General features: G+C 39.9%; 18 protein-coding genes and 1 other RNA gene. 18 read left to right on the top strand and 1 reads right to left on the bottom strand.

Annotated elements, in window-relative coordinates:
* Positions 1-235: 235 nt before the first annotated feature.
* The 13 genes from gltB to B1A77_RS01400 all read left to right on the top strand — a co-directional run bounded on the left by gltB (position 236) and on the right by B1A77_RS01400 (position 16,963).
* Entirely contained in the window at positions 236-4,819 is a 4,584-nt protein-coding gene (gene gltB, locus B1A77_RS01460; protein WP_077707685.1) for a glutamate synthase large subunit, read from the top strand.
* A 113-nt stretch (positions 4,820-4,932) separates the two neighbouring features.
* Positions 4,933-5,032, top strand: an RNA gene (ffs, locus tag B1A77_RS10305) — signal recognition particle sRNA small type.
* Between the two features lie 105 nt (positions 5,033-5,137).
* Positions 5,138-5,677 (top strand): Panacea domain-containing protein, encoded by a 540-nt coding sequence (locus B1A77_RS01450; RefSeq protein ID WP_077707684.1) that lies wholly within the window; start codon positions 5,138-5,140, stop codon positions 5,675-5,677.
* Positions 5,667-5,981, top strand: a complete 315-nt coding sequence (locus B1A77_RS01445; RefSeq protein WP_077707683.1) for a type II toxin-antitoxin system PemK/MazF family toxin — start codon at positions 5,667-5,669, stop codon at positions 5,979-5,981. The genes B1A77_RS01450 and B1A77_RS01445 overlap by 11 nt, the downstream gene beginning before the upstream one ends.
* An 87-nt stretch (positions 5,982-6,068) precedes the next feature.
* Positions 6,069-8,774 carry a DNA polymerase III subunit gamma/tau gene (gene dnaX, locus B1A77_RS01440; protein WP_004698235.1) on the top strand — a complete coding sequence of 902 codons (2,706 nt, stop codon included), beginning with the start codon at positions 6,069-6,071 and terminating at the stop codon, positions 8,772-8,774.
* A 141-nt stretch (positions 8,775-8,915) separates the two neighbouring features.
* Positions 8,916-9,245: a YbaB/EbfC family nucleoid-associated protein gene (locus tag B1A77_RS01435; RefSeq protein ID WP_004694913.1), complete on the top strand. Its 330-nt coding sequence runs from the start codon at positions 8,916-8,918 to the stop codon at positions 9,243-9,245.
* Positions 9,246-9,842, top strand: coding sequence for a recombination mediator RecR (gene recR / locus B1A77_RS01430; RefSeq protein WP_004698249.1), 597 nt, complete (start codon positions 9,246-9,248; stop codon positions 9,840-9,842).
* A gap of 4 nt (positions 9,843-9,846) precedes the next feature.
* Positions 9,847-10,098, top strand: coding sequence for a hypothetical protein (locus tag B1A77_RS01425; RefSeq protein WP_004698280.1), 252 nt, complete (start codon positions 9,847-9,849; stop codon positions 10,096-10,098).
* Positions 10,099-10,110: 12 nt separating this feature from the next.
* Positions 10,111-12,699: a 3'-5' exonuclease gene (locus tag B1A77_RS01420; RefSeq protein WP_004698172.1), complete on the top strand. Its 2,589-nt coding sequence runs from the start codon at positions 10,111-10,113 to the stop codon at positions 12,697-12,699.
* A complete protein-coding gene (locus B1A77_RS01415) occupies positions 12,699-13,817 on the top strand; it encodes an RluA family pseudouridine synthase (RefSeq protein WP_004698309.1) in 1,119 nt (372 codons plus the stop codon). Before B1A77_RS01420 ends, B1A77_RS01415 begins: the two co-directional genes overlap by 1 nt.
* Positions 13,818-14,074: 257 nt before the next feature.
* A complete protein-coding gene (locus B1A77_RS01410; RefSeq protein WP_004698103.1) occupies positions 14,075-15,199 on the top strand; it encodes a cation diffusion facilitator family transporter in 1,125 nt (374 codons plus the stop codon).
* Positions 15,200-15,407: 208 nt separating this feature from the next.
* Positions 15,408-16,304 (top strand): hypothetical protein, encoded by an 897-nt coding sequence (locus B1A77_RS01405; protein ID WP_077707682.1) that lies wholly within the window; start codon positions 15,408-15,410, stop codon positions 16,302-16,304.
* A gap of 86 nt (positions 16,305-16,390) precedes the next feature.
* Complete coding sequence (locus B1A77_RS01400) at positions 16,391-16,963, top strand: immunity protein YezG family protein (protein ID WP_004694926.1); 573 nt, start codon at positions 16,391-16,393, stop codon at positions 16,961-16,963.
* A 33-nt stretch (positions 16,964-16,996) separates the two neighbouring features.
* On the opposite strand, the gene B1A77_RS01395 is transcribed toward B1A77_RS01400, so the two are convergent.
* The gene (locus B1A77_RS01395; RefSeq protein WP_077707681.1) at positions 16,997-18,439 is read right to left on the bottom strand and encodes an amino acid permease; all 1,443 of its coding nucleotides are present in this window, start codon (positions 18,437-18,439) and stop codon (positions 16,997-16,999) included.
* Between the two features lie 281 nt (positions 18,440-18,720).
* Here B1A77_RS01395 and B1A77_RS01390 point away from each other — a divergent pair, with 281 nt between their 5' ends.
* The 5 genes from B1A77_RS01390 (at position 18,721) to B1A77_RS01370 (ending at position 22,570) form a co-directional block, all read left to right on the top strand.
* A complete protein-coding gene (locus B1A77_RS01390; RefSeq protein ID WP_004694930.1) occupies positions 18,721-19,128 on the top strand; it encodes an SRPBCC family protein in 408 nt (135 codons plus the stop codon).
* 66 nt (positions 19,129-19,194) lie between these two features.
* Positions 19,195-19,584 (top strand): MarR family winged helix-turn-helix transcriptional regulator, encoded by a 390-nt coding sequence (locus B1A77_RS01385; protein WP_237301779.1) that lies wholly within the window; start codon positions 19,195-19,197, stop codon positions 19,582-19,584.
* Positions 19,585-19,619: 35 nt separating this feature from the next.
* The gene (locus B1A77_RS01380) at positions 19,620-20,132 is read left to right on the top strand and encodes a pyridoxamine 5'-phosphate oxidase family protein (RefSeq protein WP_077707679.1); all 513 of its coding nucleotides are present in this window, start codon (positions 19,620-19,622) and stop codon (positions 20,130-20,132) included.
* Positions 20,133-20,370: 238 nt separating this feature from the next.
* Positions 20,371-21,132 (top strand): hypothetical protein, encoded by a 762-nt coding sequence (locus B1A77_RS01375; RefSeq protein ID WP_077707678.1) that lies wholly within the window; start codon positions 20,371-20,373, stop codon positions 21,130-21,132.
* Positions 21,133-21,262: 130 nt separating this feature from the next.
* Positions 21,263-22,570 carry a hypothetical protein gene (locus tag B1A77_RS01370; protein WP_077707677.1) on the top strand — a complete coding sequence of 436 codons (1,308 nt, stop codon included), beginning with the start codon at positions 21,263-21,265 and terminating at the stop codon, positions 22,568-22,570.
* Positions 22,571-22,691: the final 121 nt, after the last annotated feature.

The raw sequence follows: 22,691 nt of genomic DNA, 5'->3' as shown, positions 1-22,691 counted from the left end.
AAAAAACAATAGTGATAAAAACTCATAGTCTATGCATGAAAAGCATAGACTATGTTTTTTTTATATTTTCAATTCACAGTGGACAGGAGTATACTGTGTATAGACATAAAATTCTATAGAATGTTAAATTGATAATTTTATAGAGAAATAGTTTGTTAGTTATACTTTTACCAAGACCGAACGGAACGATGCCGCAGTGCTTGGAATGATCAAGTGATATGAAGGAGTGCACGTTATGGATATGAAGCAAAGCACAATAGAGCAACAACGTCTAGATCAAGCTAGACTCGAAGCCAATGGCATGTACAGCAGCCAATTTGAAAAGGATGCGTGTGGCATGGGCTTCGTTGTTAATATTAAGGGGAAGAAATCTCATGATATTATCGACGATGGTTTGCGCATTTTGGAGCGCCTTGAACATCGTGGTGGTGCCGGTGCCGATAAGGACACAGGGGATGGTGCCGGTATTTTGGTACAAATTCCGCACGAGTTCTTCAAGCGTGAGTGCGAAGTGCTTGGTATTCAACTGCCTGCAGCTGGCGAATATGGCGTAGGTATGGTCTTTGCTCATAAATATGAAAGTCTCCGTAACGAGCAAAAACGAATTCTCGAAGAGGTCGTACGCGAAGAGGGGCAAGTTGTCCTCGGCTGGCGTGAAGTACCGGTTGATGGTACAAAGGTCGGTAAAGAGGCAGCTGCGATTCGACCTTGGATGATTCAAATCCTTATCGGCAAAGGTCCCGATGTAACTAACAATAAGGAATTTGAACGTAAATTATATATCATCCGTAAACTGGCGGAAAAACGCATCATTCCATTAAGCAAGGAATTATCTAGCGATTTTTATATCGCATCTTTGTCTTCTAAAACAATCGTATATAAAGGTATGTTAACACCTGGTCAATTGCGAGACTTCTACCTTGATTTGAGCGACCTTGACTTTACATCTGCGTTGGCAATGGTGCACTCTCGTTTCAGTACGAATACATTTCCAAGCTGGGCTAGGGCACATCCTAACCGTTTCTTAGTTCATAATGGTGAAATCAACACCATTCGCGGTAATGTAAACTGGATCAACGCTCGTGAAGGTAAAGCGGAATCTCCATTGTTCCCAGATATCAAAAAGGTATTCCCCGTAGTAGATGATAGCGGTTCTGACTCGGCTATGTTTGATAACACATTGGAATTCTTGCACATGACAGGCCGTTCCTTGCCTCATGCGATTATGATGATGATTCCTGAGCCTTGGGAACGCAATAACCTCATGAGCCGAGAAAAACATGATTTCTATGAGTTCAATAGTTTTATGATGGAACCATGGGATGGTCCTGCGGCTATGGGATTTACGGATGGTACAGTTATCGGCGGTGTCCTTGACCGCAACGGTTTACGTCCTGCTCGTTACTATGTGACAACAGATGACCGCGTTATTATGGCTTCCGAGGTTGGCGTTGTAAACGAAAATGCTGAAAATATCCGCGCTAAAGGCCGTTTGGAACCAGGTAAAATGCTTCTCATCGATACAGATGAACAACGCATCATTTCCGATGAAGAAATCAAACATCGCGTTGCTACTGAATTACCGTACAATGAATGGGTAAAAGAACACGTCATTCACTTATCTGAAATTACTCAGGCCGATGAAAGTACCATTCCAAAGGTAGAGGATTTGTTCAAGGAGCAACAAGCCTTTGGGTATACTCAAGAAGACCTTGTGCGCATGATTGTGCCTATGGCAAAAGATGGTAAAGACCCTGTAGGTGCTATGGGTGCCGATGCACCTTTAGCTATCTTGTCCGATAAACCACAATTGCTATATAGCTACTTCAAGCAAATGTTTGCGCAAGTAACAAATCCTCCTATCGACTCTATCCGTGAGGAGATGGTTACATCTACACGGGTTATGCTTGGTAACTCTGGTAATCTAACAGAGCCTAACAAAGCAGGAACCTATGCGCTGTCTATGCGCACACCAATCCTTACGAACCAAGAGTTGGCGTCCATCAAAGCTCTTGATTGTCGTCGCATGAAATCCGTAACCTTGCCAATTCTCTTCGATCCTACTAAGGGTGCTGAAGGCTTGCGCGATGCGCTAAATGATTTATGCGAAAAGGCAGAAGAAGTAGCTCGTACAGATCAAAATGTGTTGATCTTATCCGACCGCGGTGTCGATGAAAATCATACACCAATTCCAGCGTTGTTGGCTGTAGCTGCTGTTCACAATCACTTGATTAACAAAGTGTTGCGTACAGAAATTGGCCTCATCCTTGAATCTGGTGAACCACGCGAAGTTCATCACTTCTGTACATTAATCGGTTATGGTGTAACAGCTATCAACCCATACTTGGCGCTTGAAACAGTTCGCGATTTGCAAGCTCGTAAACGCCTTGGCGATATTACACCAGAACAGGCAGAAAAGAACTACATCAAGGCCGCTGTAGGTGGCATCATGAAAGTTATGTCCAAAATGGGTATTTCCACAGTTCGTTCCTACCACGGTGCACAAATCTTTGAAGCGTTGGGCTTGAATACTAACTTCATTAATAAGTTCTTCGTAAATACACCAACACGTATTGGCGGTATTGGTCTTGGTGGGGTAGCACATGAAGCATTAGCTCGTTTTGAACGTGCTTTCAAATCCGATGAAACAGTACTCGAACCAGGCGGTTGGTATGGTCCTGTAAAAGATGGGGAAGAGCATCTATTCAATCCTAAGACAATCGAACTTTTACAAGAATCTCTTATCAACGGCGACTACACAAAATATAAAGAATACTCCAAAGCGATTCGCAACGATTACCACGTTACATTGCGTTCCTTGATGGAATTGAACTATCCTGTAGGTGGCGGTATTCCTATCGAAGAGGTTGAACCTGAAGAATCTATTGTAAAACGCTTTAAAGCTGGTGCTATGAGCTACGGTGCCATCAGTAAAGAGGCGCATGAAGCTATTGCCATCGCAATGAATCGTTTAGGTTCTACATCTAACTCTGGTGAAGGCGGCGAGGATGTAGATCGTTTTAAACCATTGCCAAACGGCGATAGCATGAACTCCGAAGTAAAACAAATTGCATCTGGGCGGTTTGGCGTAACCGCAAATTACCTCATTCATGCAAAAGAATTGCAAATCAAATGTGCTCAAGGCGCTAAGCCAGGTGAAGGCGGTCAATTACCAGGTAAAAAGGTATATCCTGAAATTGCCAAGGCTCGTCACTCCACTCCAGGCGTTGAGCTCGTATCTCCACCACCGCATCATGATATTTACTCCATTGAAGACTTGGCTGAGTTGATTTACGACTTGAAATGTGTTAACAAAGATGCGCGTATTTCCGTTAAATTGACTTCTGAAGCAGGTGTCGGTACTATCGCTGCTGGTGTTGCGAAAGCAAAAGCAGATAATATCTTGATTTCCGGATACGATGGTGGTACAGGTGCAGCAGGTCGCACATCTGTAAAACATGCAGGTGTACCTTGGGAACTTGGTCTCTCTGAAACTCATCAAACCTTGATGCTCAACAGATTACGTGACCGTGTTCAATTAGAGGTAGACTCCAAGTTGATGACTGGTTTTGATGTGGCTGTAGCAGCCATGCTCGGTGCTGAGTTATTCGGCTTTGGTACATTGCCTCTCGTAGCGGTAGGCTGTAAAATGGCTCGTGTATGTAATCTTAATACATGCCCTTACGGTGTAGCTACACAAGATGAAAAATTGCGTGCTCGTTTCATAGGTAAGCCTGAATATGTTGAAAACTTGATGATTTTCATCGCACGTGAATTGCGTGAAATCATGGCTCGTTTAGGTATTCGCTCCGTAGCTGAGCTCGTTGGTCGTATCGATCTTGTGCGTCAAAAATCTCAAGATGATAACTTCAAATTGTCTCGCGTCGATCTTAAACGTATATTGTTCCGTCCATACATCGATGCCTCTGTAGGCCATATGCACATGGTTGACCAAGATCACGAGTTGGAACGCACCTTGGATATGTCCAAACTCTTGCGTATGTGCCGTCCTGCTATTGAGGATCAAAAACCGATTCGCGCTAAATTGGCTATCACTAACATCAACCGTGTTGTAGGTACCTTGGTTGGTTCTGAGGTGACTCGTCGTTATGGTGAAAGCGGCTTGCCAGACAATACAATTAAGTTGAATTTCGAAGGCTCTGCTGGTCAATCCTTCGGCGCTTTCATCCCTAAAGGCATGACACTAGAACTTGAAGGTGATGCGAATGATTACCTCGGTAAAGGCTTGTCCGGTGGCACCATCACTGTATACCCACCTAAGAAATCCATCTTTGAAGCGGATGAAAATATCCTTATCGGTAACGTTGCATTTTATGGTGCAACCTCTGGTACATCCTACATCAATGGTGTGGCCGGTGAACGTTTCGCCGTACGTAACAGTGGTATCACTGCTGTTGTAGAAGGTGTAGGTGATCATGGCTGTGAATACATGACTGGTGGCGAAGTGCTCGTGCTTGGTAAAATTGGTCGTAACTTTGGAGCAGGTATGTCTGGTGGCTATGCGTATATCCTTGATTGCGATGAACGCTATGTTAACACAGGTCTCGTAGAATTACGTACTGCTAATAATGATGACCTTAAACGCATTAAAGAACTGATAGAACAACATGTATTGCATACTAACTCCGCTAAAGGCCGTCACATCTTAGAAAACTGGAATAACTTTGTAAATAGATTTACAAAAGTTGTGCCTGTAGCCTATGAAGAAATGCAAGCTGCTATTGAACGCTTCAAAGAACAAGGATTGTCCTTGGAAGAAGCACAATTGGCTGCATTTAAAGAGAAATATGCAAAATAATTTTTAATTTGATTGAATATCGTTTGGATAGGATATATGAAAAGCCTCTATAGCTTTGACTATAGAGGCTTTTTCATGTATAATATTTGTATTGCAATATTGGATCATGGCAGTTCTCGGGCCTGTGCAATGGGGGCCTGTGAATCGTGTCAGGACTGAGAGGTAGCAGCACTAAGCGGTAACCTTCATGTGCCACGGGGAACCCGGGGACTGTCGTGATCGAATATTGCAAGGCGGCCTGTGGGGCCGCTTTTTTTATAGAGGGTTTGAAAATGTTATAGAATTTTGTATAATGAGTATGAAGTGAGGTGATTTTCTATGGCAAAGGCATCAGATGTAGCTAAGTTAATGATTGAAATTGCAAATAGTAATCCTAATGAGGATTTAATGACTAATCTTCGCTTGAATAAGCTTTTGTATTTTGCACAAGTTGGTAGTTTAAAGCGTTTAGGCTATTTACTTATAGAAGATGAATTTGAAGCTTGGAAGTTTGGACCAGTTGTAAAACAAATATATGATTCATACAAAATGCATGGACGAAATGGAATTCCAACTGCTCCTTGTAATAGAGAATCCTTAACTAGAGAAGAACAATTATATATAATTGATGTTGTTAGAACTTTTAGCCCAAAATCGACATCTACATTGGTTAGTGACAGCCATTTATCGGGTGGGCCATGGGAAAAAGCTTATAGTTCTAATGAAATAATAATATCAAAAGACTATATAAAAGATTATGATAATAAGGCTATTGAGATAAAGCCATTTAAAAGTAAATTTAAAGAGACTGATTTTATTGGGCATAGAAATGAGTCTAATGTATTAGTACTACCTAAGGAATTGGACTATGCCGAATGAATGGGAAGTTTGGTGGGCCACCGTAGCCTTTGAAGACGATGATGATAGTAAAGTTAGACCGGTTATAGTTTTTGAAAATCGAGAGGCGTATATATTATCTTTAAAAGTTACTAGTCATCCACCAAGACGAAATTATCAAGGGGAATTTGAGTTATTGCGTTGGGATGTGGCCGGATTAGAGATCCCTTCAACTGTTCGCTTGAGTCAACCACTTCAATTAATGGAATCTGATTTTATTAGTAAAATCGGTGAATTGGATTCCTTAGATATCTATGGAATTCAACAACGATTAGAGTTAATGTGATAATAGGCGGCCCGTTATAAACGGGTCGCTGTTTTTATTATATGGTATAATAAAGTATTGTAAGTTTCGGAAAAAGGGGGTGTTCCAATGGCATATATTGCGCTATATCGTAAGTATCGTCCGCAGACATTTACCGATGTAGTTGGTCAGCATCAGGTGTCTGATACATTGATGCGAGCTATCCGGGAGGATAAGGTAGCTCATGCCTATTTATTTGCCGGTCCGCGGGGGACTGGTAAGACGAGTATGGCGAAGATTTTCGCGCGCGCTATCAACTGCGAGCATGGTCCAACGGATCACCCTTGTAACGAGTGTAGTGCTTGTAAATCGATTTTGAGTGGACAGTCCATGGATGTTCTTGAAATCGACGCCGCATCAAATCGTGGTATCGATGAGGTTCGTGCTCTTCGTGAAAGCGTCAAATTTATGCCTGTTGAGGGGCGTAAAAAGGTTTTTATCATAGACGAAGCCCACATGCTTACTACAGAGGCGTGGAATGCGCTTTTAAAAACCATAGAAGAACCTCCTGCTCATGTGATGTTTATCTTTGCTACTACAGAAATTGAAAAATTGCCTGTTACTATCGTGTCTCGTTGTCAACGTTATACCTTTAGACGCATTACTTCTGATGACATCGCGCAACGTTTATCTTACGTAGCAGAAAAAGAAGGCTTTGGCCTTGATTCTGCGGCGGCTCAGCTTATCGCTGTTCATGCAGACGGTGGTTTGCGTGATGCCTTGAGTATTCTAGACCAATGTGCAGGTATGGCAACAGGCTCTATTACACCGCAAGTGGTGGAAGAGTTAATCGGTCTCGTAAGTAAGGAATGGATTATTCACTTCCTAGATGCTTTGCGCAATGGCGATGGCCCTAAAGTATTATCCTACGTTCACGATGCTTTGGCAGAAGGTCGCGATGCGACGCAGATTATGGAAGCCCTCATTCAACATGTACGCGCCTTGCTCGTTGGTAAGGTGGCTCCTGATGCGGATGAACTCAAGATATACGACGCCTTTAAGGATGAGTTTCTAGCTCAGGCCAATAGCGTTGATTTCAATGAACTTAACCAATATGTGCGCAGTGCTCAATCCATCATGAATGATGCGAAACAAGTGGATAATCCACGAACCATCATTGAAATGGGCCTACTCGTGCTTTGTGCTAAATTAGGCTCTGTTGATGAAAGCTTAGAAGACCGTATATATGCTCTAGAAAGTGCTGAGCGATCTGAACGAAATGATTTATTGAACCGCATGGCTCAATTGGAACAACGAGGCCCAGCGGCTCCTACACCAGCTTATGGTGCTAATGCATTTGGTCCACCTAGCGGCTATGCGAACAGCTTTGTTCCTGTAGATAATGCTGCTGTACAGAATACTTCCATGAGTAGTATTCAAAATACTGCTGTCGGTACTGTGCCACCTCCAAGCAGCGTAGGCATGACACTACCGCCTGCGAATGTGGGTATGACTCCACCGACTGCGAGTGTAGGTATGACGCCTCCACCGATGGGAGCACCAGGTAGTACACCTCCTCCGATGAATGGAGTGGGTATGGCTCCGCCACCGATGGGCGGGGTTGGCATGGCGCCACCGCCAAATAATGGGGACATGGCTTCCCGAAAACCTACAAGAAACCAAGCTAAAGGTCGTGCTAAAAAAGGTGTTAGTACACAGGCCATTATTAGTGAACAAATCTTATCTGCTCAAGAGTATCGCAATGTACAATCCAATGTGATTAAATACTTGAAGGATAGCAATCGTAATATGACCTCTACCGTTATTGGTCAAGGTCAACTTGTATATGTAGACCAAAGCAAGGCGGTCATGGCCTTTAAAAATACATTGCATCTCAATGTGATGACTAATGAAGTGAATTTGGCGGAAGCAGCTGATGCTTTCACTTATACACTGGGCTATGCAGTACACGTAGAAATCGTGGATGCCCTCACGCAAGTTTATAAAGACTATAAAAAGGCTGCTGGTAGCACCACACAACGCCAAGTAAAAGCACCCCAACGACCACAAGAACCGATGGTTGACGTAAAGACGACCTCCGGTGCGGAACCGACACAAATGGATTTAACCAATGATTCGCAAGAGAGTAAACCTGATTCTGCAGCTGTGGACGCGGCTAAGGCTGCGGCGATGGCATTCTTAGCTAAGAAAACCGGCGGTGCCGTTGCAAATACGGTAGTTAGTGATAGTGCGAATACAACTACAATAGCTGCATCAGAAACTGCATTAGGAGCTGGCGTAGAAACAGAGCCAGCATCCGGTGGTGATGTGCCAATTACATCCTTTGATGGTAGTCCTGCGACACAGGTGCCAGATGGTGAAATTCCTATTGAGTCTCTAGCAGGTTCTATAGAAGGGGATGATATTCCAGTTCATTCCTTTGATGATGTGCCTGTAGATGATATGGAGGGTTCTTATGTATCATCCTTAGATGATATGCCGCCACATCCATTAGATAGTGTGACTGTTATCAGCGAGGATGGCGAAGTGTTAGAGCGCCCTATGGATAGCGGTGCACATATCGAGGTGGAAGCTGTCCCAAAGTCTGATGGGGGTGAACCTCATGAGAAAACCCCGCATCAAAGTGATGACAAAGCTATGCTTTCATCAGCACCTATTGAAGTAGAGGCTATCGATAGTGTTACGGTGGCTCGAGAATACGCTTGGGATCCAGAGCATATGACAGAAGAGGAACGAAACAATCCTCTCTTGGCGGAAACGCTAGAAAAATTATCTGAAGACCATGACATCATAGTCGAGGTTATCGAAGAATAGATAAAAAATTAATTGTTAGATAATAACCTTTGGCCTTGGGGCTATTAGGTGACACATATGTTATAAATCTATGTCATATATTGTTAATGATGTGGACTTAGAATGTTAGTATAGGACGATGTCTTAAAAGGAGGAAATACAATGTTTGGTAAAGGTATGGGCAACATGGCTGGCATGATGAAAAAAGTTCAAAAAATGCAAGAAGACATGAAGAAAATGCAAGAAGAGTTAAAAACTCGCACTGTAGAAGCTTCCGTAGGTGGCGGTGCAGTAACCGTTGTGATGAACGGTGAAAAAATCATCGAATCTTTGAAATTGAATCCTACAGCTGTTGATCCTGAAGATGTAGAAATGTTAGAGGATTTAGTAATGGCTGCGGTAAATGAAGCTAGCAAAAAAGTAGACGACCTCTTGGCTCAAGAAATGGGCAAAGTAACTGGTGGTCTTAACTTGCCAACAGGTTTATTCTAAATGACAAACGCTTTAGAACGGCTCGTAGAACAGCTGCGCCGTTTACCTGGCATCGGTTCTAAGTCGGCTAGACGCTTGGCTTATCATTTGGTAGAAATGCCGAAGGAAGAGGTAGACCGCCTCGTGGAAACTATCTTAGAAGCGAAGGGGGCTACGCGTCACTGTTCTATTTGCTTTAACTTATCAGCTCAAGATCCTTGCGAATTCTGTAGCAATCCAAATCGCGACCAAACGACGATTATGGTTGTTGAAACATCTCGTGATGTCATTGCTATCGAGCGCAGTGGTGATTATAAGGGCTTGTATCATGTATTGGAAGGCGCTTTGTCCCCTATGGAGGGCATTGGTGCTGACGATATTCGCGTAAAAGAATTGATTGCACGCCTTCGTGATGGTGTTGTACAAGAGGTTATCCTCGCAACAGACCCGGATGTCGAAGGGGAAGCAACTGCTCTGTATTTGGCGAGATTATTAAGTCCAAGTGGCATCAAGGTAACGCGCATTGCCCGCGGTGTTCCTGTGGGTGGCGATATCGAATATGCCGATGAATTAACGCTAGGCGGTGCCGTAGTGAACCGCCAAGAAATGAAAGGATAATAGTATGGGAGCTTTATTAGCATCACCGATTATATCGGCGGTTATTTCCATTGCTGTAGCCTACATTGCTTTCAAAGTAGCATTTTTCACCATTAAACGGGTGGCTATAAATGTTGTGATTGGTGGGTTAACCTACTGGGTATGCGTTCATATACTTAATATTCCAATGGATATTGGGGTGGGTATTTGGGCATTAACAGCAATTTTAGGCCCTATTCCTATGGTCTTAGCTGCTATATATTACGGCATTAAATAACAGGAGGTTTTTATGCTTATCAATCGTGAACAACAACGCGTTATTGATGAAGTGGAACAGAATATCCTCTTGTTAGCGTCCGCTGGGACGGGAAAAACGAATACACTTGCTTATCGGGTGGCTCATCTCATCGAGGGTGGCTATGCGAAGGCGGAGAATATCTTGTGCATGACCTTTACGAACAAGGCCTCAAACGAGATGAAAGGCCGCATTCAATCGCTCGTGGGCAGTCCTGCAAAGGCTGTGGAGGTTAGTACATTCCACAGCTTTTGCTTTTTCATTCTCCAACAAGAGGGCAAGCGCAACGAAACCTTGTACACGGATGTGACCATCTTTGACGAAGAAGACTGCAAGGAACTCTCTGAACCGTACCGTCCTGGTAAATTGCGAGAAATGTCCTTTGCTAATGTTATCTCCATGGTGAAAGAATATCGTTCCTTATATGGCTTTTATTCTGATGATCTCGTAGGTGACTACAAGCGGACAATTGAACGCTTACAGAAGGAACAGCGCGAAGCCATTGAACAGCTCTTCTCTAGCTTTGGTAATGTCCTCTACAGTGAACTCCATGATTTCTTGAACCATGGTCACGAATGGATTGCTGCGTATGATGAAAGCTTAGCTTCCGTGCACGGCCTAGATTTTACAGACCTCATCTGCGGTGTTCATCGCCTATTCCAAGACCCTGTAGTTCGCGAGCGCTGGCGCAGTCGTTACAGCTATATCTCTGTAGATGAAATGCAAGATACAGGCGTACTGGAGTACAAGGTTCTAGAAATGCTGTGGGAAGGTAATTACGTGCTACTATGTGGCGACTATTTCCAAACGATTTACGAATGGCGTGGTTCTGATCCGTTCCGCTTGCTCAAGCAATTTGATGCGGATTTCAAGCCTTTAAAAATTATCTTCTACGAAAACTATCGTTCTAATTGGACACTCTTTACGATGGCTTTCAAAACCTTACAAAATATGTTCCCTGACCTGGTTGGGTCTATCTACACTGAATTGCCTCGTGCCAATAGTGAAAGCAAGGGTAAGCCTGTTCTCATTAAAGGTTGTAAAAATAGCTACCTTGAGGGCCGCTATATCTACGAAGCTATCTGCGCCTTACCGAAGGATGCTAATATCGGCGTTCTCGTGAGGGATAATAAAAAGGCACAGCAGCTAAGTGATTCTTTTGAACGTCTTAACGGCGAACGACCTGAAGAGGAACGTCGTCACTTCATGATTATCGACGAGTTTAAATTCTTTAGACGTCAAGAAATTAAAGATGTTATGGCCTACTTCAAACTGCTCATGAATCCAAACGACTCTGTCAGTGCGAAGCGCATTATCAAGCGATATGTTGCTGGTATTGGTGACGCTCGTATCGCTGCGATTGAAAGCCCAGAGACGCGCCAAGTAGGTTTAAAATTGACAGATTTTATGGATATGCCTATCTTTGAGGCGGAGCCTTATGCAAAGCTTGTCAGTGGCTTAGAGCAGCACGAAGTAGTTGTTTATGACGTGGAGAGCACCGGCACAGATACGTCTCAAGACCGCATCATTCAAATTGCAGCTATTCGCATCGATGAAAATGGACAGGTCTTAGAGGCCTTTGAACGCTTTATCGATCCTGGTGTACCTGTTGGTCAATCCGAAGAGGTACATGGCTTCTCCGATGCGTATTTACAAGAACACGGCGAAGAGCCAGCTATAGTGCTACAAGCCTTTAAGGAATTCTCCAAGAATGCTATTATTGTAGGTCACAATGTAAACTATGATGTGACCATCTTTACGAATGAATTGGCGCGTCATAACTTAGGCAATCCTGAGTTCAAGGCTATTTACGATACCCTCGATATTTACCGTCGTTTCTATCCTAATTTGCCAAATCATAAATTGGGCTTCCTAGCATCTAAGTTCCCTATACATCATGAGCCAACACATAATGCAATGGATGATATCTTGGCTACTGCACAGCTTTTAATTTATGCGGTGAAAGAAAAAATCGTACCGACCACAACGGATCGCATGGTAGCTATAAATAAATATAAAGCAGCTTTCACGGATATCGCCTCTCAAATGGCGACATTGCGTAGAAAAGCCTATACGGAGATGCCAACGAAATTATTGGCGTATATCATGAACCAAATGGGGGTTTTAGAGTACTATAAATCTCATGGGGAAGCGGCTAAAGTAGAGCATATACGCGATTTGTATCGCATCATGGAAAAACTAGATGCGGCTTATGAAGGGCCTGCAGGTTTGGCTCGATTAAATCAAATCTTACAGATGGCGGCCCTTACGGCGGGTGAGCCTGCGCAGCAAGTACGAAATGAAGATCGCATTCCTATCATTACCATTCACCAAGCGAAGGGCAGTGAGTTTGACCATGTATTCTTGGCTGGGCTAAACGAAGGAACTTTCCCGAGTCCCTTTGCCATTGCAGAAGGTCGTGAAGACGAGGAAAAGCGTTTATTCTATGTGGCCATCACTCGACCTAAACAAGAATTGACCATTACCTTTGAACAGACGAACATACGAGGGAGGGCAGTTCAACCAAGTTCGCTACTCAACTATATGCCACGAGATCTTGAACTCGTAGAAAGGAGATACTAATGGCGCGAAAAACACATCGCCCCGATGATATTCTGTGGACCGTGACAGCTGTAGATATAGAAGTTGTACTTAGCAAGAAAAATGCAAGAAAAAAGCTAGTAGGTGATGGTCAAGATATATCAAGTAAAAATCGAGATATATCGAGTAGCAATCAAGACATATCAAGTCGTGATTCCGAGCATATTGGAGAAGTATGCGATATTTCACTTGGTGAAGTGTTAGATACTAGATATCCTCGAAAATCTTTAGTTAAACTTTTTGAAGAGAAATTAATTCATATTAATGGTCATAAGGCTACGCCAAAAGATGCAATCTCTGAAGGCGACGAGATTTGGATTGCTATGGCGAAGGAAAAAATAGATCATGACCCTATCGAAATGGACTTACGCATTCTGTATGAAGATACTGATCTCCTTATTGTGGATAAACCAAGTGGTGTAACGGTAAACTCTAAAGATCAAATATCCCTTGCCAATGGTGTGGCGCATTATTTTAAAGATAATGGTATCAAGCGAAAAGTACGTTTCTTGAATCGTCTTGATAGAGATACGACGGGATGCATTGTCATTGCAAAAAGTGGGTTAGCTCAAAGTCTTTATCAACAGCAAATGGATGATAACACCTTTGAAAAGTGGTATATGGCGACTGTGGAAGGTATTTTAGAAGCCGATGAGGATTCTTTAGTATTCCCTATGGAACGCAGTGCTGATGGGATTCATTACGAAGTGAATCCTAAGGGAAAAGAGACTCGTACAGATTTTTCCGTCCTATGTAGACATTCTTCGCAGGCTGTGGATAACTCTGTGAATAAGTCTAATAATTCTGTGGATATAGCAGCAAAAAATGTGGATATAAACTTAGGAGATGTTGATAAAAGTAGTCAAAATGTGGACAAAACTGTGTATAAGTCCAATAAATGTGGATATACAGAGGTTTTAGTTCGTTTGTACACAGGGAAAACACATCAAATTCGAGTAGCTTTCAGTCATATAGGGCACCCTCTTGTAGGAGATATCTTATACGGTGCACAACCTACGGGACAGCCATTCCAATTACGGGCTCAAAAGGTAGTATTTACACATATGCGCACAGGAGAGCGTATTACGGTTACGGCATAATCTGATTTCCTTAAATCATTACGCGAGCCTAAGTACTGGTTTGATAATAGGTCTGTATTATATATTGTGAAGTCACAATACCTAAAATACTCTAATTGAGAAATGAGAATTATTGATAACTCAGCGAAATCAATAAGTTTAAAAATATTTTTCAAGAAAAATAATGACAAATGATAATCGATAAGCTATAATAGGATTATAAGTAAATCGATATAGTTCAATTTAAAAACTATAAATCAGAATGTAAGAGGTGTAGTATGATTTTACAAGATAATAGTGCAGCACGTAATCGGGGGATTACGCTTGCCAGTATAAAAGGCATTATAGGTAATGTCGTTCTCGTTATTTTTAAAATGATTGTGGGCCTTGCGTCTAATTCCATCGCCATTATCCTTGATGCGGTAAATAACTTAACAGACGTATTGTCCTCTGTATTAACTATTGTGGGTACAAAATTAGCCGCCAAAGGGGCTGATAAGGAGCATCCATTTGGCCACGGTCGTATAGAATATATGACTACCATGGCTATAGCTTTCATCATTCTCGGTGCTGGTATTGGATCCCTTAAGGAATCTGTGGAAAAAATTATCCATCCTGAGGTATCTACATTTGATATTCCAGGTCTTGTTATCATCGCTGTTGCCATCGTTGTGAAAGTAGTGATGGGTCGTTATATCAAGGCACAAGGTGAGAAATATAAATCCGATGCACTCGTAGCATCTGGTATAGATGCCCTTTTTGATGCAGTGATTACCTTTGCTACATTGGTATCTGCAGGCTTAGTATTTTTCTTTAACTTTGATATTCAAGGTTATGTGGGCGCTGTTATTTCTGTTTTGATTTTAAAAGCAGCGTATGATATTTTACGTGAAATGTACAATCATTTGCTTGGTATTCGAGCAGATGATAATTTAATCCGTAATATTAAAGAAACTATTGCACAGCATCCAAATGTGGGTGGTGTATATGACTTGGTATTAAATAGCTATGGTCCGGGAGAAACAATTGGTTCCGTTCATATTTCTGTACCAGATTCTATGACAATGGCAGAAGTTCATCCATTAACAAAGGGCATTGCGGTTCATCTTTATAAAAAGTTTGGCATCAATATGACTGTTGGTGTATATGCTGAAAATAAACCAAGTGTAGAAGTACTTGAAATTAGAAAGGCTCTTGATCAAGTTATTAGTTTATATACACATGTAGTACAAGTACATGCCTTCTACGTACAAGAAGAAAAGAAGGTTATCTACTACGATATTATCTTTGATTTTGACGAAGAAGATCCACATAGTACATTAGAAAAAATCAAGACAGAAATGCAAAAACGGTACCCTGACTATACACAATTCGCCATTGTGGATACGGATTTTAGTAACTAGTTTAGTAATATTGATTTTAGATATCTAAGCGAATAGAAACTTCTAAGTATATCTCTTTACTATATGGGATAATTTCATAACTAATATTATAAAATTAAAGGCTTTTACCAGTAATTGACCGAATATAATCGGTCAAGAATCGGTAGAAGCCTTTTCTTTTATTAGTCGACAGATTTAGTTATACTATAGGTAAGAGAGAGGTGGTCCTATGTTGCAATGGATAAAGAAACATTATATTGTAAGTCTTTTAATTATCCTTATTCTTATTTTGTGTGCCTTACACCTCAATGGTACGAGAAATGAGAAATGTATTTTACCAAAACAAGGGATAATTTTAGAAAAGGATATTACAGTTGATATTAATCGTAATCCTAATGCAATCTTAACAGTTATAAATGCAAGTAATTACCCTGAATCTTATGCCATTGATGTATTACCTATTATGAAAAAATATAACTGTTATATTTTTGATTATCTTATCGTTAATGATGAATTATATCTGCTTGCACGCTCTAATGATACTATTTCTAATATGAATTTATATCCGCTTTTGATTTTGAGGGTCACTGATACATCTTTGACTGCTAATGTTATAGGATATGACTTTGATAAGTTTTCTGCTTCATTAGACTATATCAATGGTAATATTATAGCCTCTAATAGGGAGGGGAAATATATTTTAGATGCTACTTTATCTGCTACTAAAATAGTTGATACAGACCCACGTTTGGTTCAACAAAAGAACGAAAGTAAACATGGTATTAAAAATGATAAAGTAATATTAGATTCTCTTATTCCTAGAGAATTATATATAAATGGTAAGGTAGGAGATACTTATTTGCTCACGGTTACTCCTCTTATATATGCGAAACCAAATTTGAATTTACCTTTTGATTTTTTTAAAGCTGAACAGTATTATGGTATTCCTATATATGAAAATATGATGTTGTTTTGGAATGTTAAGACTAATAGAATGGAAAGTTATGATAATCTAAAATCTATAACTTCTTTCAATATAAAATATATGGATATGAATTATAATACTGAACTTTTCGAACAATGGAATCAAATAATTAAGAAGGTAAATACTGAAAAATCAAATTAACTTGATAATATATAGTTAAATGAATATAATATAATGTGTTGTATAAAATGTAATTTGTGTTGATAAATTCTCTAAGGAGAGGTGGAATGAAAAAAATTGCTCTTACCTCATTAGCTGTAATGGCGGTTGTTGGCGTGTTTGCGATTCAGCCTGTAGATGCAAAAAAGGTAGAACAAGATCCAGTAATGACACCTATTGAAATGCCTATGAATGATGAAATTCAACAGGTTAATGGTGTATCTAAATCTACTAATCAAGAAACACGACGTTTGTCTAATAATTTAGCACAAGCTACAAAAGTGATGATTAAGAAGAATTGGAAGATTATTTATATTAAAGCAGTTCCTGCGGGGGATAAGGATGCTGTGCGCTTCTATTACAAAGATAATAGAGGGCAAGTATATAATGGTCAAGTCATTAGAAATACAGGCCTATCCAAGGGTAAATATATGGCAGGTTCTTTACGTCAAATAGAGGCATTGCAAGAATTAGTTCACCATTTGCAACAGAATGGTCAAGAAGTACCATCCTCTATTGATATCATAATCACTCAAGAAGGCTATCGCATTAAGACTATCTTTAATTACAATGAAGATACAAGTAACTTACCAGCATATCTACAACAATATGAACAACAAAACTTCCCGTCAATGAAGTAAAAGAAAAGCTCGTGCATAGCACGAGCTTTTTTGTTAGATTACGTAATCATCGGAATCGTCTTTTTTAGGTTTTTTGTAAAGTTCTTTTACGCCTGCCATTTCGATGAGTTCTTCCCCAAGGGCATCTTCATCGTCCGTGTTAAGCATGGAGTAGAAGGCCCAAAGAATAATAAACCAAATTGGTGTGAACAAGAGGGCAATTCGCGTATCTTCGTTTAAGGCTAGAATGGCTAAAACGAAAACGAAGAACGCGAGGATAACGTAATTCATTACTGGGTATAGAGGCATTTTAAATTTAGACTGTGCCACTACATCAGGATTTTTTTTGCGATATTTGAGATGGCAAATAACCATCATGGCCCAAATAAAGATAAAGCAGAACGTAGAGATTGATGTAATCATAACGAATACTGCTTCAGGCATTACGTAGTTGAGTACAACCGTAATCAATAATACGGCTGCCGAGAAAATCGTTGCTTGGTATGGCACACTGCTGTGAGTCAAGCGGCGCATCGAACTCGGGGCGTGACCGCGTTTTGCCAAGGCGTAAATCATACGACCAGTACTGAAGATACCGGAGTTTGTAGCAGATGCTGCAGAGGTAAGAACAACGAAGTTTACGATACCTGCAGCGGCTGTAATACCAACGGCGGTAAATACAGCCACAAATGGACTTGCAGCAGGGTTAACGGCAGTCCAAGGGTAAATACTCATGATGATGGCTAAAGAGCCTACATAGAATAAAATAATACGCAATGGAATATTGTTTATGGCCATTGGAATAACCTTTTCAGGATCTTCTGTTTCGCCAGCCGTTAAACCTACGAGTTCTATGCCTGTGAAAGCAAATACAACCATTTGGAATGATAGGATAAAGCCCATCGTTCCATTCGGAAACCATCCTCCGTAATTCCACATATTACTAAAGGCGGCGACGCCAGCATCTGTAGTAAAACCTGTAACAATCATGATGATACCGATGATGATAAGAGAGATAATAGCGATTACCTTAATCAAGGCAAACCAGAATTCCATTTCGCCGAAATGTTTTACAGCTATCAAGTTCATTAACAACAAGACGATTAAAACGAGTAAGGCGGGTATCCATTGGGGTAGCCACGGTATCCAGTACTGCATGTAGAGGCCTACGGCCGTTAAGTCTGCCATGGCTAGTGAAAGCCAGCAAAACCAGTATGTCCATCCCGTGATAAATGCTGCTCGATCCCCTAAGTAATCTTCTACAAAGTCGATAAAAGAGTGGTGGTTTAGGTTAGATAACAGTAATTCGCCTAGTGCTCTCATAATAAAGAAGCAAATAACACCTGTTATTAGGTAGGCGAATATAATGGATGGACCAGCCAAGTGAATGGCGCGGCCGGAGCCTAAGAATAAACCTGTACCAATAGCACCGCCGATAGCGAGCAACTGTACATGCCTGTTCTTAAGACCCCGTTTTAACTGATGAGTATCAGACATAATAAAGACCTCTTTTCTACAAACTATCTATAAACATAAAGGCTATAGATTACCACAGCTTTAACAATCTATAGAATCTTTAAAACTATTTTTTTATAATACAGTATCTATTCTAAAAAGTCAAATGTATTTTTACAGTAGACAAAAGATGATATGATTTTCTGATAGAGTATATCCTTATATTGATAAAAGCAAAGAATATTCTTTTTTTATGAAGTTTATTGACGAATAATATAAAATAATTTATAATAAGTACACTTATAATAAAAGGAGGATATAAAATGGAATTTAGTTTTAGTTTGAAAATAAAAGCAACAAAAGAAGCTGTGTGGGCGTACTATGCGAATATCGAAAAATGGTATGACTGGGAAGAGGATCTAAAAAATATTACATTAAACGGTAAATTTGAGACCGGTTCATGTGGTACAATGGAGCTTGAAGGTATACCACCTATGGAATATCAACTTACTCTTGTAAAACCTTTTGAAGAGTTTTGGGATAAGACTGAAACTCCATTTGGTGCTATTCTTTTCGGACATCAAATAATTGATAATCATGACGGAAGTGTAAATGTAAAACATACTGTAAGTTTAGAAAGTGAAGATAAGCAACATTTGGAATTTTTAAGTCAAGTTTTTTCGGATGTTCCTCAATCTATATTTATTCTAAAAAATTGTTTAGAAAGATAAGGTGATTGCTGTTTGTTTACATCAAAATATAAAGACAATTCAGAAAAATCAACAGGATTATTGTTCATGAGGGTGTACAATAAATGGCATTTTACTATAAAACAAGCGTTAAAAGAGTTGAACTTAACACATCCTCAATTTGTTGTTTTAGCGTCTCTTGCTTATCTGTCACAACATGATAACGAAGTTACACAAGTTATGATTTCAAAACTTTCAGGGATAGATGTTATGACGGTATCTCAAATATTGAGCTTATTGGAAAAACGTGGTTTTGTAGAGCGAAAAGAGCACTCTAGAGATACACGTGCGAAAGCTGTTCTTTTAAATGAAGAGGGCGGTGCAATATTACAAAAAGCAGTTCCATTAGTTGAAGAAATTGATGAAGTCTTTTTCGGAAAGCTAAAGAGTGATGAAGCTCAATTTAAACATCTTCTTGGCAGATTACATGAAGAGTAAGGTGTATTAATTTTCTGATTCTTGTGGAGGCTATTATGAGACGTCAAGATCGTATGGTTACAAATATAGATGAAATTAAGGGCATTTTAAATAGCACTCGCATCATTCACTTAGGTATGATGGATGGTGATTATCCTTACGTGGTACCTTTACATTTCGGTTATGAAATTGTAGATGATATACTCTACATCTATGTACATGGCTATCATGAGGGGAAGAAGTTTAATTTGATTAAAGTGAACCCCCATGTATTTATCGAAATTGACGGTAATGATGAGGCCCTCGTATCAGGTGGAGATATTCCTTGTAAATATAGCTCGGTTTATTCTAGTGTGATGGGCCGAGGAGAGGCTACCTACTTAGAGCGTGTTGATGAAAAAGTTCATGGTTTACAAGTGTTGATGAAGCATCAGACTGGTCGAGAATTAACCTTTACCGATGCCATGGTAAACTCTGTGGGCGTAGTTCAAATTAAGGTTGTAGACTATACTGCAAAAAGACGAAGACAGTTTGAACAAGATATTATTATGCCTCCATTAACTAAATAATGATAAAACATCCTATTGAACTCTATTGTAATATAGCGTTTAGTAGGATGTTTTATTATGTATAACTAGTTAGAATTAAAGCAGCTAATGGCTCATAACTATACTTTCACAATAGGAAAGATAAAAGTTTTGTGAAGTAGCTAGGGCAACAGAATAGGTGGCATGTTTTTGATATAAATAAGAAAATATATCATTATATGTGTAAAGTATATATCAAGTTTTTATAAAAGGAGAGATCATGAAGAAGCTTCTATTTAAGTCCGTATTATCTGCTATGGCTGTAGGTTTATTGTCTGCAGGATATGTTTCAGCTGATGTTGTTAATGATTCAATATCTACCGATAATGTTGGTGTTTCCGCTACTGTTACAAATGATATGCCTAGAGTTCATCCTGATTCAGCAATCAAAGCATTACCAAGAAAGTCTTTATTAGAGTGGCCTATGAAAACTCAAGAAGGGGCTCGTAATTGGAAAGGAATAGTAGAAGCTGCACAGCAACTGCCGTATGAGGTCAAGGCGCCTAGTTATATACCTTATGGTTATCAGCTTTATACAGCACGTCAAGATCGAAATGATGTATTAGAGGTTGTATATTACAAAAAAGGTGTGACTATCTATCGGGATGGGAAAAAATATATAGATAGTATTATGGCCTATAGAATGGGATATTCCTTAGATACCGTAAGAGATATACCATATGTTCCATCTGAGTACGGCGATATTGAATGGTCTAAATCAGGTGATTCTAGTGAGGTTTATTTTACAGGTGATCCTGAAACACATATGGTTCGCAGCATTTCGTGGACGAAGGATGGGATGGCTTATTCTCTATTCTTCTTAGAACGGGTGAAAGAGGCTGATGCGGAATTCTATAAAGAGCATGTAGTACCGTTGAAGAGTATTGATAGCTCTCGTTATGAACTAGTTGGTAACTATCCGACAACACCTAAAACAATTGAAGAAATAAAAGAGGAACATGTAGTGCCTATGAAAGCATAGACTGGTGTGATTTATTAATGGTACGTAATACTCTTGAAAGTCAGTGATCTGAGTTAAAAAATGTAATAGATAAATGATTACTTCGGTAATATATACTTATAAATATCTAAATTTAGAGAGAGCAGAAATTATGAGATTGAAAACAACAAAATCATTATTAGCAATGGGAATACTAGCTGCTGTGTTAAGTAGCTTTGGAGTACAATCAGCTAGTGCGTTATCCCCTTTAGTGGATGAAAATGGAAATACTGTTACCACTGACACAGTGGAAAAGAATAAAGAGCTAGTGAATCGCTATCGGTGGTATGATCAAATTGATAATGGTGATATAGTACTGCTTAATGTTGACGCCAGTACAAATTATTTTGGATATGATTTACAGATTCCATCTTATATGCCTGAAGACTATGCAGTACGCGATGTAAAGTCAAGAGATCATGACGTATTAGAAATCGTGTATACGGAAACGGGCCATAATGGAGAATATGGTCAGAAATTAACCTTCTCTAATACAGATATTGTGTATCGTATGGGGTGGGCTATCGATACCGTAGTAAAGCCTATATTGGAAAAGACAAAATACAATGCTGATGATGTCGTTAGCTTTACTACCCCTAATGGAATCTCTGTACATACGTTAGGCTCTAGCAACGATTCTGTTCAAATTGCTTATTGGGAAAAAGATAACAAAGTTTATATGCTCTACTTTGCTTCCTCAAGAAACCAAAACTATGTAAGCAAAATTGTAGATTCAGTAGGGTCGTTAAGTAATGTGGCTTCTGATGATACTAGATTACGTGGTGACCGAAATGATAAGCAAAATGTTAAAGGCAATAATGCGCAAAGTTTTAAACAAAATGGAGAACAAGATAGACCTTATTTTGAATCTATTGGGCTGCCATTGCGTACACATACGAATTCTGAGTGGCCTATACTTACGAGTAAATCCATCGGCTTACCTAGCGGTGTAATTGATGCATCTCGTAAGCTGTCCTATAACGTATCTGTACCAAGTTACTTGCCTCTTGGCTATACATACTATGCTACACATTTTTATGATAATGATGTATTAGAAACTGTATATTGGAAGCAAGGTCAAGAATATCAAGAACGCAGCGGGCGTTGGGTAAATCATACGATGGTCTTTCGCATGAGCTACTCTATGGATACGGTATGGCCTAAAGAATATGTTCCAACGGAATACCATGACGTACAGTGGATTGACTCTACGCCAACCGGTGATGTGCAGTATACAGGTAATGTAGATAAGGGCTTAGTACGCAGTATTGCGTGGAGCAAAGATAACATGGCATATTTCTTGTTTTTCCAAGTGCCTGTAAAAGTATCTGAAGCAGAGTTTTATAAAGATCATGTAGTACCATTAAAAAATATTGATTTAAGTCGTACAGACTTAATCGGTGTAAAAACGATTCGTTAATACTAAACCCTAATAAGACTCTATAGTACGATTCGGTGATGTCATACGACGTTAGCGTTTAGTAAAAGAGTATATAATAAAAAGAACCTATTTCCTAGATATTAGGGTAATATTTTTGGAG

The sequence above is a fragment of the Veillonella parvula genome (assembly GCF_002005185.1).
GTDB lineage: Bacteria > Bacillota > Negativicutes > Veillonellales > Veillonellaceae > Veillonella > Veillonella parvula_M.
This window is presented reverse-complemented; position numbering and strand designations above follow the sequence as displayed.